General features: G+C 64.5%; 7 protein-coding genes. 3 read left to right on the forward strand and 4 right to left on the reverse strand.

The features are described from left to right. Positions 1-56: 56 nt before the first annotated feature. Entirely contained in the window at positions 57-284 is a 228-nt protein-coding gene (locus BH93_RS24295) for a hypothetical protein (protein ID WP_037173037.1), read from the forward strand. A 1-nt stretch (position 285) separates the two neighbouring features. On the opposite strand, the gene BH93_RS24300 is transcribed toward BH93_RS24295, so the two are convergent. The 3 genes from BH93_RS24300 to BH93_RS24310 are packed head-to-tail and all read right to left on the reverse strand — an operon-like array spanning position 286 to position 11,732. Next, positions 286-954 (reverse strand): hypothetical protein, encoded by a 669-nt coding sequence (locus BH93_RS24300; RefSeq protein WP_037173039.1) that lies wholly within the window; start codon positions 952-954, stop codon positions 286-288. Positions 955-969: 15 nt separating this feature from the next. After that, on the reverse strand, positions 970-1,848 hold the full coding sequence (locus BH93_RS24305) for a cyclopropane mycolic acid synthase family methyltransferase (RefSeq protein WP_037173040.1): 879 nt from the start codon (positions 1,846-1,848) through the stop codon (positions 970-972). Next, positions 1,848-11,732 (reverse strand): non-ribosomal peptide synthetase, encoded by a 9,885-nt coding sequence (locus BH93_RS24310; protein ID WP_080738991.1) that lies wholly within the window; start codon positions 11,730-11,732, stop codon positions 1,848-1,850. Before BH93_RS24310 ends, BH93_RS24305 begins: the two co-directional genes overlap by 1 nt. Positions 11,733-11,937: 205 nt before the next feature. Between BH93_RS24310 and BH93_RS24315 the strand changes: the two genes are divergently transcribed. Both BH93_RS24315 and BH93_RS24320 read left to right on the forward strand, forming a co-directional pair. Beyond that, positions 11,938-13,713, forward strand: coding sequence for a DUF4012 domain-containing protein (locus BH93_RS24315; protein WP_037173041.1), 1,776 nt, complete (start codon positions 11,938-11,940; stop codon positions 13,711-13,713). A 907-nt stretch (positions 13,714-14,620) separates the two neighbouring features. After that, entirely contained in the window at positions 14,621-14,812 is a 192-nt protein-coding gene (locus BH93_RS24320) for a hypothetical protein (protein ID WP_037173043.1), read from the forward strand. Between the two features lie 17 nt (positions 14,813-14,829). On the opposite strand, the gene BH93_RS24325 is transcribed toward BH93_RS24320, so the two are convergent. Beyond that, a complete protein-coding gene (locus BH93_RS24325) occupies positions 14,830-16,449 on the reverse strand; it encodes a polysaccharide biosynthesis tyrosine autokinase (protein WP_037173044.1) in 1,620 nt (539 codons plus the stop codon). Positions 16,450-16,901 lie beyond the last annotated feature (452 nt).

The following is a 16,901-nucleotide window of genomic DNA, read 5'->3' on the forward strand; positions in this document are numbered from 1 at the left end:
ACCAGCCCACTGCCCTGCCAACCGGGTGTTACGTTCACCCCGACCTCGCGATCGAGATGGCATCCGACGACCTGGCCGTGGTGGCTCGCGAATTGCCGGCGGGTGCAGTGTGCTGGCCGGGAGCAGCAGGCGAAGCGTTCTCGTCCCTGCTGTCTGCGTGGGAGGCAGCCGACTCGACACTGTCGACCGACGTGAAAGATCTTGCTCGAAAACTGCAGGCATCAGCTCGCGATTATGCCGAGGCAGAGGCTCGAACGGAGGCGCAGATTCGCGGTACCGGCTGAACTACACCGGCCGGAAGCCCGCACCTGGAGCCCCCGATGCGCTCAGCAAGCGCAACGATTCTGGTGCCGACGCGTAGGCGGTGGGACTGAGCAACGGAGCCCCCGAGGCATGGCTCGCGATTCCGATCAGCGTGGTTCCGGCCACGAGCGGAGCTCCGGAGTCGGCCCAGACGGTGACGGTATCGGACATCAGATCACTGCCCCGAGTGTCGACGATGGTGCCGCACGTCAGTCCGCTGCCGAGCCCGCTCTTGCAGACCGGCTGTCCCACCGATCCGATGCCGATGTCCGTCACAGTGATTCCGCCCAGACTCGACACCGGGGTGACCTTGGTGGGATCGAGGACGATGACGCCGTAGTCGGGTCCCCAATGCCCGACGGCCGTAGTGCCGACCGGGGCGGCAGGCGATCCGACGAGCGTGACGGGCAGACCCGTGCGCAGAATGCAGTGCCCTGCGGTGAGCGCAACGAGTCGGCCGGCGTCGTCGTATCCGACGGCCGCGATGGAGCAGGCGGTGAGATCGTCGATGCCTCCGGTGGTGACGAAACCACTGCCGGGCCCGACGACCGGAAGAGGTGCTGCGGCAGCGGTTCCCGGGGCTAACGCAGTGACCGCCAGCACCGCGGCAGCGAACAGTCCACTGACACAACCGAGTCGGGCCTTCTTCATTGTGGGCATTCCTTGTCAGTTCGAAGGTATGTCTGCAGCGGCCAGCGTGAATTGCACAACGTCGATGCGTGAACTCTTGAATCGCGCCGACGAGCCGGTGAGGTACTGCACGTACTTGTCGTACGTCGCCTCCGAGGACACGGCGATGGCCTCGTCCCGGGACGCGATCAACTTCTCGGCCCACGTGTCGAGGGTCCTCGCGTAGTGCAGCCTCAGGGGGTGTTCCCGCAGCAACTCGAACCCGGCGTCGGCTGCCTTGGACTTGACCACCTTGACGAGCGTCAACTGTCCGCCGGGGAAGATGTCGCGCAGGATGAAGCGCGAAAAGTGTGCATCCTCGCGGGTGAGTCCACCTGCACCGGACGCCGGATCGGGCGGCGTGATGACGATGGTGTGCAACAACATTCGCCCGTCGTTCGCCAATACAGAGCGGCACTTGGCGAAGAACGCCGAGTATCGGTTGCGCCGAAAATGCTCGAACGCGCCGATACTGACGATCCGGTCGACGGGCTCGTCGAATTCCTCCCACCCCTGCAACCGGATGTCGACGGTGCGGTCGGTCGACAGGTCGGCAACAACGGTGCGTCCGTGCTCGTACTGGTTTCGACTCAACGTGAGACCGATGACGTTGACGTCGTACTTCTCGACGGCCCGCTTGGCGAGAGCTCCCCAACCGCAGCCGATGTCGAGCAGCGTCATCCCCGGCTTCAGGTCGAGTTTGCCGAGCGCAAGATCGATCTTGGCCGTCTGCGCCTCCTCCAGCGTCATGTCCTCACGCTCGAAGTAGGCGCAGCTGTACGTCATACTCGGATCGAGGAACAGAGCGAAGAACTCGTCCGACAGGTCGTAATGTGCTCGCACGTCATCGACGTACGGCTCCAATTGTTCGCTCATCACGCCACACCTTTCCCCACAGCATCGGTGCCGATCACTCGGCCTAGTGCACGGGCACCGAACTCGCCCAGCATGTCTTCGTGTTCTACATCCACCCGGTGAACCGAAATCCGGCCGTCCACGAACTCCGTCCAGTGCTCCGCACCGTGCGAGCCGCGAGCGGCGAAGTAGTGCACCGGACCCGCGAACACAGCCGGCGCGTACGACGCCACCCAGGTGGGAGCCATCGCAACGGGACGATACATTCGCTGCAGATGATCGACGGTCAGGAACGACAGTTCGTTTCTGTTCTCGCGCAATCGATCCACGATGGTCTCGAACGAGTCACCCTCGACCCCGAGCTGACGAGCGAGATCGTCGATGCTGAACTCCGTGGCACCTTCAGGTGCCGAGAGCTGCGCGTCGACGAGCGCGAGCAGCGCGACGTCCTCACCCTCCGACTGCAGTTGTGTGGCAACAGCATGCGCGATCACGCCGCCGAGCGACCACCCGACCAGGTGATAGGGGCCGTGCGCCTGAACAACTCGGATCTCGCGCACATACCTTTCGGCGAACTCCTCGATCGAAGTCGGCGCAGCTTCACCGTCGGCGATGCCCGGCACCTGCAGCCCGTACAGCGGGCGGTCGGTCTCCCCGAGCAGCGAGAAGTAGCTCCAGGCGATTCCGATGGCCGGGTGCACACAGAACAGCGGCGCGCCCACACCCTCGGTTCGCAGCGGAAGCACCACTTCGAAGGCACTGTCTACACCGTGCTCGCCCGCGTCGAGTTGCGTTGCCAGAGCCGAGATCGTCGGGTGCACCAGCAGCAGACTGATGGGCAGCCGACGGTCGAGTCGGTCCCCCAGCGCATCCATCACCTGCACCGCCGAGAGGGAGTGCCCGCCGAGATCGAAGAAGTTGTCGTCCACACCGACGCCCTCGCCGGCCACCTGCAGTACGTCGGAGAACACGGTGTGCACCAACACCTCGTTCGCGGAGACCGGGGCCCGCCGTTCGGTCGACATCACCGAGGGCTCGGGCAGAGCGCTCACATCGACTTTGCCGGACAACGTCATCGGCAGTGCGTCGACGACGGTCACGGTGCCGGGCACCATGTACGCGGGAAGTGTCCTGGCCAGGAACTCGCGAGCCTCCCGCGGTTCGACGCGTCCCACCACGTAGGCAGCGAGCGAGTGCGCATGTCCGATCACGCTGGCCTGACGCACATTCCGGTGACGCAGCAGCGCTGCTTCCACCTCGGACAGTTCGACGCGATGGCCGCGCACCTTCACCTGTGAATCGACTCGGCCCAGGTATTCCAGTTCTCGATCGCTGCCCCGAACAACGCTGCTCTCAACAACCCAGCGCACAAGATCGCCGGTTCGGTAGAGCCGACCGTCCCCGAACGGATTGGCAACGAAGCTACTTGCCGTCGTTCCGCTCTGCCCCACATACCCTTCGGCAAGACCGGCACCGCCGAGGTAGAGCTCCCCGACGACGTTGTTCCCCACCGGGCGGAGACGGGCATCGAGGACCACAGCGTCGTAGCCACGAATCGGCCCACCGATGGTCACCGGACCCGCCGCCTCTGCCGAGCCCCACGCACGCTGATCGGTAGTGCAGGTGCTCATGACGGTCCCCTCGGTGGGACCGTAGGCATTGAAGACCGATCGATCACGTGACCATCGCTGCAGCAGAGCAGAATTGGCGGCTTCACCCGCCATGACGACCACCCGAAGTGACGGCACGGCTTCGGCGTCGGTCACCTGGAGCACGGTCGGCGTGAGGCAGGCGTGGGTCACCTGGTGTCGATCGATGAGCGCTTCGAGCTCGCGCCCTCCGTGCACCTCGGACGGAACGATCACCACGCTGGCTCCCGCACCGACGGCCATCAGTGTCTCGAATATCGACGCATCGAAACTCGGCGACGCGAACTGGAGCACCCGAGATTCCGGCTCCACTCCGAAGAGGTCTCGTTGGCTCTGCACCAGATTCGCGATGCCGCGGTGCGTCACCCGCACGCCCTTGGGCACCCCGGTCGAACCGGAGGTGTAGACGACGTAGGCCACGCTGTCCAGCGGTGCTGCACGAACATCGACACGGTCGAGCTCGTCGCCGGTGACGCTCACCCAGTCGGCACCGACCGAATGGAAGTCTGCAGCCGAAATCCCCGTGACCGGAGCTGCGCGATCGAGGATCTCCTGCACCCGGGCCACTGGTTGCGACGGATCGATGGACAGGAAGCCGGCCTCGATCTTGGCCACGGCCCAGATCGCGACGAGGTACTCGACGGAACGAGGGTAGGCAATGGCCACCAGCGCGCCGGGCCGAGCGCCTGCACGTATCAGACTGTCTGCCAATGCATTCGACTGTCGGTCCACCTCGCGGTAGGTCAACGATCGCGACCCGTCGATCACCGCGGTGTTGTCCGGCCAGCTCGTCACGGCCTGCTCGAACACCTCCGCCAGCGTGCATTCGGATGCGCTGCCGCGATGAGATACAACGGCCGACGGGGCGTGTCCGAACTCCGCACTGCCGAGCCGGAAGTTCGGCTGCGTGGACACCATGGTCAATACCTCGGTCAGGCGCTCGGCGAGTCCGAGAATCACCGATCGCGAGAACCGTGCGGGTGAGTACCCGAGCTGGCCGATCAGTCCGGCCTCGGACTCGTCGACCAAGACCTCCAGGTCGAACTGTGTGGCCGTGATGTCCACCCGACGCGGGGTGATCGACGACGACCCCAGTTCGATTGTCGGAGTTGCTGTATCACCGAAGGCGAGGAGCACCTGGAACAGCGGATGGGTATCGACGGCGCGAGTGGGTTGCACCGCGTCCACCACCCACTCGAACGGGACGTCCGAGTTCGCGAAGGCATCGAGATCCCGGTCGCGGACCACGGTCACGAAGTCCTCGAACGTCGTCGACGGATCGACCTGCGTCCTGAGTACAACGGTGCCGACGAACATGCCGACGAGGTGGTCGAGCTCGGGGTCGAATCGGCCCGCCACCGGGGTTCCGATCGCGATGTCCTGGGTGCCACTGGATTCGGCGAGCACGGCGGCCAGCGCTGCGTGGACCACGACGAACACCGTTGCGCCCAACCGATGCGCGAGCGACCGCAGCCGAGTGAGGGTTTCCGGGCCGACGGAGAACTCCACGGCGGTGTCGGCCGAGGGTTCAGGGGTTCCGGTCGGCAGGTCGAGGAACTCCGGCACGCCGGCCAGGGTGCGACGCCAGAACTCGAGTTGATCCGACGCCACAGCGTCGAGCACGTCCCGCTGCCACACTCGATAATCCGAATAGTCGACGGCGAGAGAGCCGAATTCCGGTACGGATCCAGACGTTCGAGCCAGCAGAGCGATCTCGACGTCTCGGGCCAATGGACGGAGAGAGAGGCCGTCGATCGCGATGTGGTGCGCGACGACGGACAGCGTCCGCTCGCCGCCTCGATCCACCAAGCCCAGTCGCAGCGGCGCTTCGAGGGTCAGGTCGAAGCCGTGCAGGGCCAGAGCATCCTGCCCTGCATGGGCGTCGTCCAACGTCGACAGCACGATCTGCGGGTCGAGCACAACGGTGACGGGGCCATCCGCGGTCGACGGGTACACCGTGCGCAGCGGTGTATGCCGTTCCAGCACATCCGCTATCGCGGCGCGCAGAACATCGAGGTCCAGGTCCGGCGGAAGCGGCACCTCGAAGGCGATGTTGTACGCGGCCGACGCCGGGTCGTATCGATTCTGCAGCCAGATTCGTCGCTCGGCCGGGGCGAGGCCGGGGTAGGACCGCGCGTCGGGATCGTGGACCAGAGCCGGTAGTGGAGTGTAGTTCTCGGACAACAACTCGATCGCGGACGCGAGCTGCTGCGCAGTGGGTGATTCGAAGATCGTCCGCACCGGTACGTGGGTGCCGAGCGCCGCACTGATGCGGGTGGCGGCACGCGTCGCGATGAGAGAGTCCCCGCCGAGGACGAAGAAATTGGCGTCGACGGCAGGATCGTCGATGTCCAGCAGGTCGGCGAAGATCCCCAGCACCACCTCCTGCGCCAAGGTGCGCGCCGCCGCCGGATCGCCGACCGGAAGCGGCTCCGAGTACAAGGCGGCGAGATCCACTTTGCCGTTGCCGGTCAGTGGAATACCGTCGATCCGGGTGATGGCGGCCGGTTGCATCGACAACGGCAGTCTGTCCAGTAGCCACTGGGCAGCGTCCTGCGGATCGAGACCAACGACCCAGGCGTGAATTCTGTTCTCACGCACAGCGGTCACTACTCCGCTGACGTCGGGGTGCGCCGTCAGTGCACTCTCGATCTCCCCCAGTTCGATGCGCACACCGTTGATCTGGACTTGATCGTCCCGGCGCCCGCGGTAGTCGAAGATGCCCGAGGGTTGCTGCCGAACGAGGTCACCGGTCCGGTACATCCGCGTGCCGCCGGGTGCCGCGACGAAGCGCGTGGCGGTCGACGCCGGGTCCGCGTGATAGCCGCGAGCCACACCCGAGCCTGCAACGTACAGCTCCCCGACGCCACCGACCGGCACCGAGTGCAACCGGTCGTCGAGTACGAACGCTCCCACATGCGCCAGCGGCCGACCGATGGTGACCGGTTCACCGGCGCGCAGCGACTCGGCCAGCGTGGCCACCACCGTCGCCTCACTGGGACCGTAGGCGTTCAGCATCGACCGCCCGGCCGACCAGGCGTCCACAACGCCGGTGCCCAGCACATCTCCGCCGACCGCGACGGTCTCGATCCCAGGGGTCGGCGGCACGGTGGCCAGCACCGCGGGCGTCGACAGGTAGTGCGTGACGCGATGCGTAGTGAGGAAGGCCGACATCTCGTCCCCGCCGAGTAGGCCGGGCGGCGCGATCACCATGGTCGCGCCGGCCCCGAAGGCAAGGACCAGCTCGAGTACAGCGGCGTCGAAGTTCACCGAGTATCCATGCAGCACTCGCGAACTCGACGTCACGCCGTACCGCGGGATCACCTGCTGCGCGAGAGCGTGCACACCCTGATGCGTCACCATCACGGGCTTGGGTGTTCCCGTCGAACCCGACGTGTGGATCACGTAGGCCGGGTGCGCAGGTTCGATCGCCGCCAGGCGGTCCGCGTCGGTCAGCGGCAGGTCGCTGACGTTCCAGGCCTGAGTCTCGTCGAGCCAGTTCACCGTTGGCTCGACGCTGCCGAACCCGATCTCGATGTGCTCCAGCAGCTGTTCTCGCCGAGCCGCCGGGTAGCGCGGGTCCACGGGCACGAACGCTCCGCCCGCCTTCACGACGCCCCACAGCGCAACGATGTACTCGGCCGAGCGTTCCAGGGACAGAGCGACAAGAGTTTCCGGTCCGACGCCGTGTGCAATCAGCAGCCGTGCGATCCGATTCGAGCGACGATCGAGCTCGGCGTACGTCACCGATTCCAGGCCGTCGATAGCCACAGCATCACCGGAAACAGCTGTGTCACGCCACAACACGTCGAGCAACGTTCCGTCGGCCAGCGAGGAAGGCAGTGCCGGCGGGCCGGCAAGGGCCAGGTCACCGACCACCACAGCGGGGTTCGCAACCGCTGCGTTCAGGATGTTCAGAATCACCGAGGCGAAGTGTTCGACGGTAGCCCGCTCGTACAGGTCCAACGCGTACTCGATCTGGCCGGTGAGAACCGCCGAGTCACCGTATTCCTCGGTCAGCACGAGCGTGAGATCGAATTCCGAGGTGCGGGTGGGTATCTCCAGCACCGAGACGGGCAGGTCCTCGACCGATCGGTGCGGCGCATTGTCGAATGCCAGCATCACCTGAAACAGCGGATGCCGGTCGAGGGATCGATCGGTCGTCAGGGCATCGACGATGCGCTCGAACGGGACGTCGGAATGCGAGAAGGCATCGAGGTCTGCGGTGCGGACAGCATCGAGCAGGGACGCGAAACTTCCCGACGGGTCCACAGTGACTGCGAGAGGCAAGGTTCCGACGAACATCCCCACCATCTCGTCGAGTGCTTCGTGACCTCGCCCTGCGGTCGGAGACCCGACCACCACCCGGTTCGAGGTACCGAATCGGCTCAGGGCGGCAGCCACGGCGGCGTGGACGACCATGAACGTGGTCGAGTTCGTCGATCGGGCCAGCTCACGAATACCCGCGTGCAGGTCCGATCCGATCTCGAAGGGAACCGCGTCCGTCATCATCGATTGCACCGAAGGCCTGGGGAAGTCCGCTGGTAGCTCCGCCGCTGCGGTGTCGGCATCACCCAGAACCGAATCACTCAAGACCGAAGCCCAGAACGAGAGCTGTTCGTCGGCAACCGAATCCACCATGGCCCGGTTCCACACCGCGTATTCGCCGTACTGCGCGCGCAGACGTGGCCAGGTGGGCGCATGACCTGCTCCACGAGACGCGTGGGCGAAGGCGAAGTCGCGCACGAGTGGGTCGACCGACCACCCGTCCATCGAGATGTGGTGCACCACCACGACGACGACGGCGTCGCCGGATTCTTCCACGCTCAGAAGAGTTGCACGGATGGGTACTTCGGCCGAGACATCGAACCCCTCGGCCGCGGCCGCTGCGACAGCAGAGTCCAGATCCCGCTCGGACACAGTGCGCTCGGATACCTCGGCCAGGACGGTATCGGTAGGCCGCACCACCTGCCGCGGCCCGTCGCCGTCGGCCGGGTAGTACGTGCGCATCGCTTCGTGTCGCTCGATGACGTCGCGGAGAGCCGTCAGAACCATCGAGGGATCGTCCCCGGATCCCACTCGAGCTCGGATTGCCACCGGCATGTTGTACGCGGGTGATGCGGGATCGAACTGGTTGAGGAACCACAGCCGCTGCTGCGCGTACGACAGCGGGATACGTTCGGGCAGAACGGTATCGAGTAGCTCGAGCGACACCTCGCGCGTCGCGGACGAGTCGATGGCCGCCGCGACGGCGCGAACCGTGGGGTCGGCAAACAACACGGTCAACGAGATCGAGGAACCGAGACGGGCGAGAACCCGGGTGGCGCTGAGCGAGTCACCGCCGAGCTCGAAGAAGGAGTGCTCACGCCCCACATCCTCGACACCGAGGACGTCGGCGAATGCTTTCGCCACGGTACGTTCCGTGTCGGTCTGCGGCGCAACGTAGTCGGTGGTGACCGATGCGATGGGGGCCGGCAACGCACGACGGTTTACCTTGCCGCTCGAAGTGATGGGTAGTGCATCCAGAACAACAACGATGCTGGGAACCATCCAGGCCGGCAGGCGATTCCGAAGATGACCGTCCAGCCCCGCCGAGACTCCGGTGACATACAGGACGAGTCGGTTGTCGCGAACGACGGCCACAGCGGCGGTCACTCCCGCACACGTTGTTGCCGCGGACTCCACTTCGCCGAGTTCGAGACGACGCCCGTGCAGTTGGATCTGCTGATCGCCGCGGCCCAGGTACTCCATCGTGGAACCGTCGTACGAGCGGCGGACGATGTCTCCCGTGCGGTACAACCTAGCTCCGGGTACCCCCGGGTCTGCGACGAACCGCGTCGAGGTCACGCCCGCCTGCCCGCTGTACCCGCGGGCGAGTCCGTCGCCGCCGAGGTAGAGCTCGCCGACGCCTCCACAGGGCGTGGGCCGCAGGTGCGCGTCGAGCACCAGCCCGCGGACACCCGGTAGCGGCGCGCCGATGGTCACCCGTTCGGCGGCCTGCATAGGCTCGGACAGCGTGGCCAACACCGTCGTCTCGGTCGGCCCGTAGGCGTTGAGCATCGACGCATCGGCAGCGACGAACCTGTCGCGCAACGCAGGAGGGCACTCCTCTCCCCCGACGTCGAACACATCGATGGAGCTGAGGTCGTCGGCATCGAGAGTGGCCAGCACCGTCGGCGAGGTGATCAGGTGCGTGATCTTCTCGCGGTCCAGCACGTGGGCGAGGGCAGGACCGGCGTAGACGTCGGCCGGGGCGATCACCAGGGTGGCACCCGCAGCGAACGCGGCAAGGACTTCCTGGATGGACGCGTCGAAGACCGGCGAGGCCACGTGCAGCACCCGCGAGTCGGGAGTGACGGCATACCGGTCGACGACGTTGGCCGCGAGTTGCGCGAGTCCGCGGTGAGTGACACTGACGGCCTTGGGTTTCCCGGTCGACCCCGAGGTGTGGATGACGTAGGCCTCGTTGTCGACGTGCAGGGTGGGCGGGGTGAACGCGATCGGGTCTGCGTCGAGCAGGTCCTCGATGGCGAACCATCGGACCGTGCTCGGAAGGTGGTGCACACCGGCACGAGTGGTGATGCCGAACTCGACGTGCGCATCGGCGAGTACTGCAGCCAATCGCTCGGCGGGCTCGGTGGGGTCGAGTGGAACGAACGATGCGCCCGAGGTCGAGACCGACCATGACGCCAGCAGCGATTCGTAGGAGCGATCGACGGCCACGGCAATGCGCGTCTCCGGGCCTGCACCGATCGAGACCAACTGCGCAGCAATGTGTTCCGCGACCCTGGTGAAGTCGTCACTGGATTGATCGACCCCGGTGGCCCGCACCACCGCACCGGCCGTCAGCAGCGAGGGCAGCGGCGCGGCGGTTGCAGTTGCAGATGCGCCGATCACCTCATCCTCGGCGTCGACCACCTCCAGCTCGGACACAGCGAGTCCCTCGGGTGCATGAACCACCTCGCCGAGGAGTGCCAGGAAGCGTCGATGGTGGGCTGCGAGTTCTTCGGTGGTGTACAGCGCCGGGTTGCCGAGGAAGTCGACGCGGGTACTCGTACCGGCGACACCGGGGTAGACGTTGACCATCATGTCGTCGATGGGTCCGCTCGAGAGCACACGGTATTCGCCGATGACGTCGCCGAGCCGAATTGTGCTGTTGTACATCATGATGTTGACCGTGGGACCGAACACGCCGCGTCCGGCAGCGGCACTGCCGGTGCCGTCGCCGGTTGCTCGCTGCATGTCCTCGACGCGGAACCTCTGATGGCGAAGTGCACCGGTGAGTTCCACTTGAATCCGTCGAAGGAGTTCTTCGACGGTGACCCCAGGTTCGACGCCGATGCGCAGCGGCACGACGTTGGACATCATGCCGGACGATTCGCGCAGTTTGGTGGTCGCTCGGCCCGAGACTGGCAAGCTGAGCATCACGTCTTCGGTGTCGGTCATGCGCGCGAGATAGAGCGCGAACGTGGCGAGCACGACGGGAACGTCGGAGGAGTTGTACCGATGTGCCACTGCGGCAACGGCTTCGGTGAGGTCCGCGTCCAACACGGCACCGACACTCACCGTCACTCCGCTGGGAGCGGCAGGTTCACTCGGGCTTCCGGCCAGCCTCGGGGCCTCGAGGTGGCCGTCGAGTCGGCCCAGCCAGTACTGACGGTCGGTCTCGTAGCGGGAGGAGTCGGGGTACGCCGCCTCGTAGTCGTAGATCTCCCGCACTCCGATGGCACGAGTCTTCGGGATCTCGGTGCCCTCGGTCAGCGCGGTGTAGACCGCAGCGGTGCGCTCCTGCACCGAGATTGCGCCGAGGCCGTCCATCACGATGTGGTGAGCCCGGCTGTACCAGTAGTAGTGGCAAGGGCCCACTCGGATGATGTCGGAGGCGATCAGTTGGTCGCGAACCAGATCCACGGGCTGCCGGTACTGCTCGTCCATGTAGCGCTGGGCATCCTCGATGGGATGGTCGCGGTCCGTGAAGTCGCGGTAGATCATCGCGTACGGCACCCGCAGGTCCGACCACTGGTACGGGTGACCGTCGTCCACGCCGATTCGTACGGCAGGCGATTCGAGCCGTCGGCAGGCGATGTCCGTCGCACGAATCAACACGGCCGGATCGATATCACCGCGGATCTCGACGTATTGCGCGATGGTGAACGGCACGTCCGGTGCCAGCTGCTGAGCGAGGTAGATATTCATCTGAGCAGCCGACAGGGGGAAGCGGCCATCCTCGAACCGCTCGTCCGCCTCTGGCGACACTCCCCGACCTCCTCAACGGACGCGCCCTGACGGCTTCGATTCGGCCTGCGCGCCGCTCATCGACGTCGATCTTTCATCGCCCATTACAAACTAGTCGACCGGGTGTGAATGCTCTACCTGGATCGAACGACAGGTACGCCAGATTGTCCACTCCCCTTTAGGCTGTGCACGCGAATACATTTCCTCGACCGAGAGGCCACCGACGATGGCAACCAGTTCCACTGATACCCGAGTTCGGAAATCGGGTAGAAAGCGGCCGATTCTCATCACGGTGGGCGTATTTCTGGTCATTGTCATTGCTTTTGTGGTGTGGCTTGGTTACGAGTCCTATTCCGCGCAGTCGAGTCTGACGGCCACGCGCGACGCGGCCACTCAGGCCAAGGACGCGTTGCTCGACGGCGATTCGGCCGGAGCCGAGGCAGCAGCGGCTCGTGCCTCCGAATCTGCGAACGATGCAGTCTCGGCGACGACGTCCATCCCGTTTTCGATAGCCAAAGCCGTTCCTTATCTCGGTAGTCCCTTGAAATCGGTAGCGCAGATCAGCGATGTGGTGCAGGGATTGGCCGTGGATGTGCTGGCCCCCGCGTCGGCAGCGGGTGCCAGCCTGAACCCGAGCAGCCTCGTCGAGGGCGGCGGCAAGGTGGACACCGCGGCGCTGCGGGACGCGCAACCGGTGCTGCAGCAAACCTCCGCCGCGGCCGCCGAGCTCAGTGAGCGTGCCCAGCAGGTGGAGGAGCCCGCATTCCTCGGCGTGGTGGACGAGGCTCGCACGTCATTGATCGATCAGACGAACGAACTCGCGAATCTGCTCACCAACACCCGGATCGCCAGTGAACTACTGCCGTCGATGCTCGGCGACAACGGCCCGCGCAGTTACTTTCTCGCATTCCAGACCAACGCGGAGGCTCGGGGCACCGGCGGGTTGCTCGGTGGCTACGGCATCATCCGGGCCGAGAACGGTACGGCCCGAGTCGACACTCTCGGTGCGAACAACGAACTCGAATTCGCGAAACAGCCCATCGATCTGGGTCCCGAGTACAACGCACTGTGGGCCCCGCGAAACACCACCACCGACTTCCGTAACTCGAATGCGAGTCCGCACTTTCCGTATGCCGGCCAGATCTGGTCGTCCATGTGGACGGAGCAGACGGGTGAGGTGCTCAACGGCGCTATTGCCACCGACCCGATTGCATTGAGCTACATCCTCGGTGCCACCGGCCCGGTCACGTTGGCCGACGGCGAGCAGATCACCGCCGAGAACGTCGTCGACATCACCCTCAGCACCGCGTATTCCAGGTTCGGCGACGACCAGCTGGCTCGCAAAGCCTACCTGCAGGAGATCGCCGCGGCGGTGGTGCAGAAGATGACCACCGGCGCGGCACCCACCAGGTCTTTGCTCGACGCGGTGGGCCGCGCCGGCAGCGAGGGCCGAATCTCGGTGTGGAGTGCAGACCCGGCCGAGCAGGCAATTCTGGCCGGCACCAAAGTGGGTCACGTGTTGCCGGACAGCCCGGCACCGTTCGCCGACGTGGTGGTCAACAACGCCGGCGGCAACAAACTCGATTACTACCTGACTCGCGACATCACGTATTCGGCTGAATTCTGCACAGCCGGTACCCGCAAGTCGACGGTGACGGCAACGCTCACCAACAACGTGGATCCGAACGGCCTGACGCCCTACGTGGCGAGCACATTCCAGCCGACGGTGGAGTACGGCACCAACGAATCGATCGTCTACCTGTACGGCACTCAGGGCGCGAAGATCACGTCGATGAAGGTCAACGGGATCACGGGATTCTCCATCCAGGCCGGCACCGAGCTCGGCAGGCCGGTGCAGGCTGCGTACCTCACCATTCCGCCGGGTAAGTCGCAGACGGTGACGTGGGAACTCGAGGAGCCCTCCGCTCCGGGCGAGGCGACGGTGCCCGTCCAGCCTTTGGTGGATCAACCCACGGTGAGCATCGACGTTCCGCAGTGCTGAACATCCCCGGCGTCTTCGTCACAGTCGACGCGAGGGTAGTGCAGTTGCCCGAAGACTGACCTACAGTTTCGTTCCGTGATAGGAAAAAGACGTAGCGACGAGATACGGCCCCCAGAACAGACACATCCATTTCTTTGGATTGTATTGGTGATCCTCGTAATTGCCGTTGTCGCGCTGTTCGTTCTCACCGAGTACGAGGGTCGGCTCTAGCGACCGGTAGCGCAAAAACGTACGCGCAGACGGCCTAAGCCGGACTCCTCACGATCGAGGTGAGTCCGCCCTCCTGCTGACTACTTCCGCGGTCTTGGGTTTTCGATGCGCCGCTTCCTCCCCGATATCCGGGTGCACGCTGCGTACCTCACCATTCGCCGGGCAAGTCGCGGACGGTGACATGGGAACACGCGGAGCCCTACGCAGGAGGTGAGGCGACGGTGCCCGTGCAGCCGTTGGTGGATGAGCCCACGGTGAGCGTCGACGTTCCGCAGTGCTGATCGCACCGTAACTCGCCCACACTCTCGTCGGTCCAGATGCCGGACCGGCGAGAGTGGTGGTCGGAGTAATTCAATCGAATGAACTTTCCAGTGACCTCAGGTCTGGCGACGGTCGAGGTAAGTGCACACATATCTCGCGTTATGCACCCGTTTCAAACCGCAGCGTTTGCCCACCACATTGATGTTCCTGCTCGAATGCTCGAGTTTTCACCGGCCTTCAACTGGCGCGCTCCCAGCCGATACCCATACAAAGGCACGGAAAACCCAGCCCTGACAAGGGCACATAACGTGTGTCGAGTGCCCCTTGAAGCGGCACATAGCGCGTGAAATGAGCTGTAGCAGAAGATTTTTCACGAGCAGAAGCCGTGTAGCTTCGGGTTTGCCAGACAGCAGGCAACAACCCAGGAGGTACTCACATGACCCAGAAGAAGATCGACCCGAGCATCAGCGGCAGGCTCACTGCAGCTATTCAGCTACTGGCCGTAGTCGTCTTGGCAGCGCAGCTTCCCAACGTCTCGACCCCGCTACTCCTGGCGGCGATGACCCTCGCGGGACTTGTCATCGGTGCAAGTGGGCGACCGAAGCCGAAATCCTCGCGGTCGAAGTGAGTCCGACGTTCCACCAACTACTTCCGCAGTCTCGGGTTTTCAGTGCCGTTTCTGGGCAGAGTCTCCGGCCGCTGGGATCGAGGGTAGGTCTCGGGTTCCCGAGCTGCCTCTGCTGTACGCGGGCCGGCAGCAGGAGACGCGGAAGCAGACCGAGGGGATGTCTGTCGTGTCGGCGGAGCAGGCACCGGTGCGGGAGTGGGAGGGGACACCGGCGTCAGTGGGGCAACGGGTGCCTGAGGTGCCGGCGCGGGGACCGGCGGTGTCACCTGCTTGGGCAGGTTGGTGTCGGCGGTGTAGTTGTACGAGTAGCTGTACATGTCGCCCTTCTTCGAAGGCGTCAATGCCAGCACCACACCGAGGACGTGCGCTCCGATTGTTTCCAGATTGCCGATGGACCTGGACAACTCGTTGCTCTTGGTATGCCCGTAGCGGGTGACCAAGAGGGCACCGTCGGCATGGGTGGTCAGGACGGCCGAGTCGGTCACCGGCAACAACGGCGCACCATCGACGATGACGTAGTCGAACTTGGAGCGCAGTTCCACCAGCAAGGCGCGAGACGCTTCCGAACCCAGTAGCTCGGACGGGTTCGGCGGGATCGGACCGGACGCCATAGCTTGCAGGCCCTCGTACTTGGTCGGCTGAAGCACCTCGTCCACTTTCGCCTGCCCAGCCAGCACGGTGCTCAGGCCGACCGAACCGATGAGGCCCATGTACTTCGAGATGCGAGGACGACGCAGATCGCCTTCGACGAGAACGACATGATGGCCGGCTTCGGCGAGCGAGATCGCCAAATTCAGTGCAGTGGTCGTCTTACCCTCGCTCGGAATCGCACTGGTGACAACGATGACGCGCGGCGGATGATCGACTTCGAGGAATTGCAGGTTGGTGCGGAGCTCACGGAATGCCTCGGCGCTGGCCGATTGGGTGAGGTCTTGGAAATCGACTGCCGGATGCGCCTTGCGTTCCTTGTCGAACGGAATAGTGCCTACGAGCGACTTGCCGGAGATCGACTCGATCTCACGACGATTCTTGATCGTGTTGTCCAAACGGTCGCGCAAGACCGCCAGTGCGATGCCGAGGAGCAGGCCGACGGCGGCACCCAAGGCGAGGTTGCGCTTGGTCTTGGGGCTGACAGGCGTCGACGATGCATCGGCCTGCTGGAAGGTCTTCACTCCGGCCGACGGGGTTCCCCCGTCCTCAGGGGTTTCGAGCTCGCGTACCTGGTTGGTCAGCTCGGTTGCCATTGCATTGGCAATGTCGCGAGCAATCGCCGGCGATGCATCGGTGACGGTGATGTCGAACAGAACGGTATCGGGGGTCGACGATGCCTTCACCTTCGCAGCCAGTTGCGACGGCGTCAGTCCGAGCGGCAGAACTTCGAGAACTCGAGCGGCTAACGCTTCACTGGTGACCAACTCGGAGTACGACGCCACACGTTGTTGGGAGAACAGGTTGCCCTGGTATGCCTCATTGACCGAGGTACCACCAGACGTCGAGACGAACATCCGTGCGCTGGACTCGTAGAGCGGCGTCGTCAACAGGGACGCACCCAAGGCCCCCAGGATCGCTACGACCACGGTGACGGCGATGATGATCCACCTCGCCTTCAGGATTTTCAGATAATCCTGTATCTCCATGCTTCGCGCTCCTCGTTCGTTTCGTACAGCTCGCAACGTGTCACTGCGTGGCTCAATCGTTACATAGCTGGTTGCTTTCCGTGCACCGGATGAGCTCGGGGTTGACGCGTGTCAATTCATTCGTTCGATATGCGAGCACAACTAAGTTAATTCCCCGTTGTGACGTGTCACCGGGGCAATCGAGCCCAATTCGTGCGTGCGAACTTCACTGTTCGGCTCTGTTCCTCTATTACGGTCACGCTTGCCTGTGCAGCGACGATAGACAGGAACACACCCACAACGTCACTCGAAGTGATCCTCGACACCCGACCGCCTCGAGCTGCTGGTCGACCGAAACAGCGACCCGGTTCTCACTCGGAGCAGCGGATACCACAGAACGATGACGCGAACACGCCCGTGCGATGTCGATGAGCAACCTGACTCCGGCACCACTCGCTGCGTGTGCCGCAGAT

Source organism: Rhodococcoides fascians A25f (assembly GCF_000760935.2).
Classification (GTDB): Bacteria; Actinomycetota; Actinomycetes; order Mycobacteriales; family Mycobacteriaceae; genus Rhodococcoides.

Bases quoted from the DNA above. Each gene is read 5' to 3' on its own strand.
- BH93_RS24295 (WP_037173037.1), top strand. From the start codon at position 57: ATGGCATCCGACGACCTGGCCGTGGTGGCTCGCGAATTGCCGGCGGGT.
- BH93_RS24300 (WP_037173039.1), bottom strand. From the start codon at position 954: ATGAAGAAGGCCCGACTCGGTTGTGTCAGTGGACTGTTCGCTGCCGCG.
- BH93_RS24305 (WP_037173040.1), bottom strand. From the start codon at position 1,848: ATGAGCGAACAATTGGAGCCGTACGTCGATGACGTGCGAGCACATTAC.
- BH93_RS24315 (WP_037173041.1), top strand. From the start codon at position 11,938: ATGGCAACCAGTTCCACTGATACCCGAGTTCGGAAATCGGGTAGAAAG.
- BH93_RS24320 (WP_037173043.1), top strand. From the start codon at position 14,621: ATGACCCAGAAGAAGATCGACCCGAGCATCAGCGGCAGGCTCACTGCA.
- BH93_RS24325 (WP_037173044.1), bottom strand. From the start codon at position 16,449: ATGGAGATACAGGATTATCTGAAAATCCTGAAGGCGAGGTGGATCATC.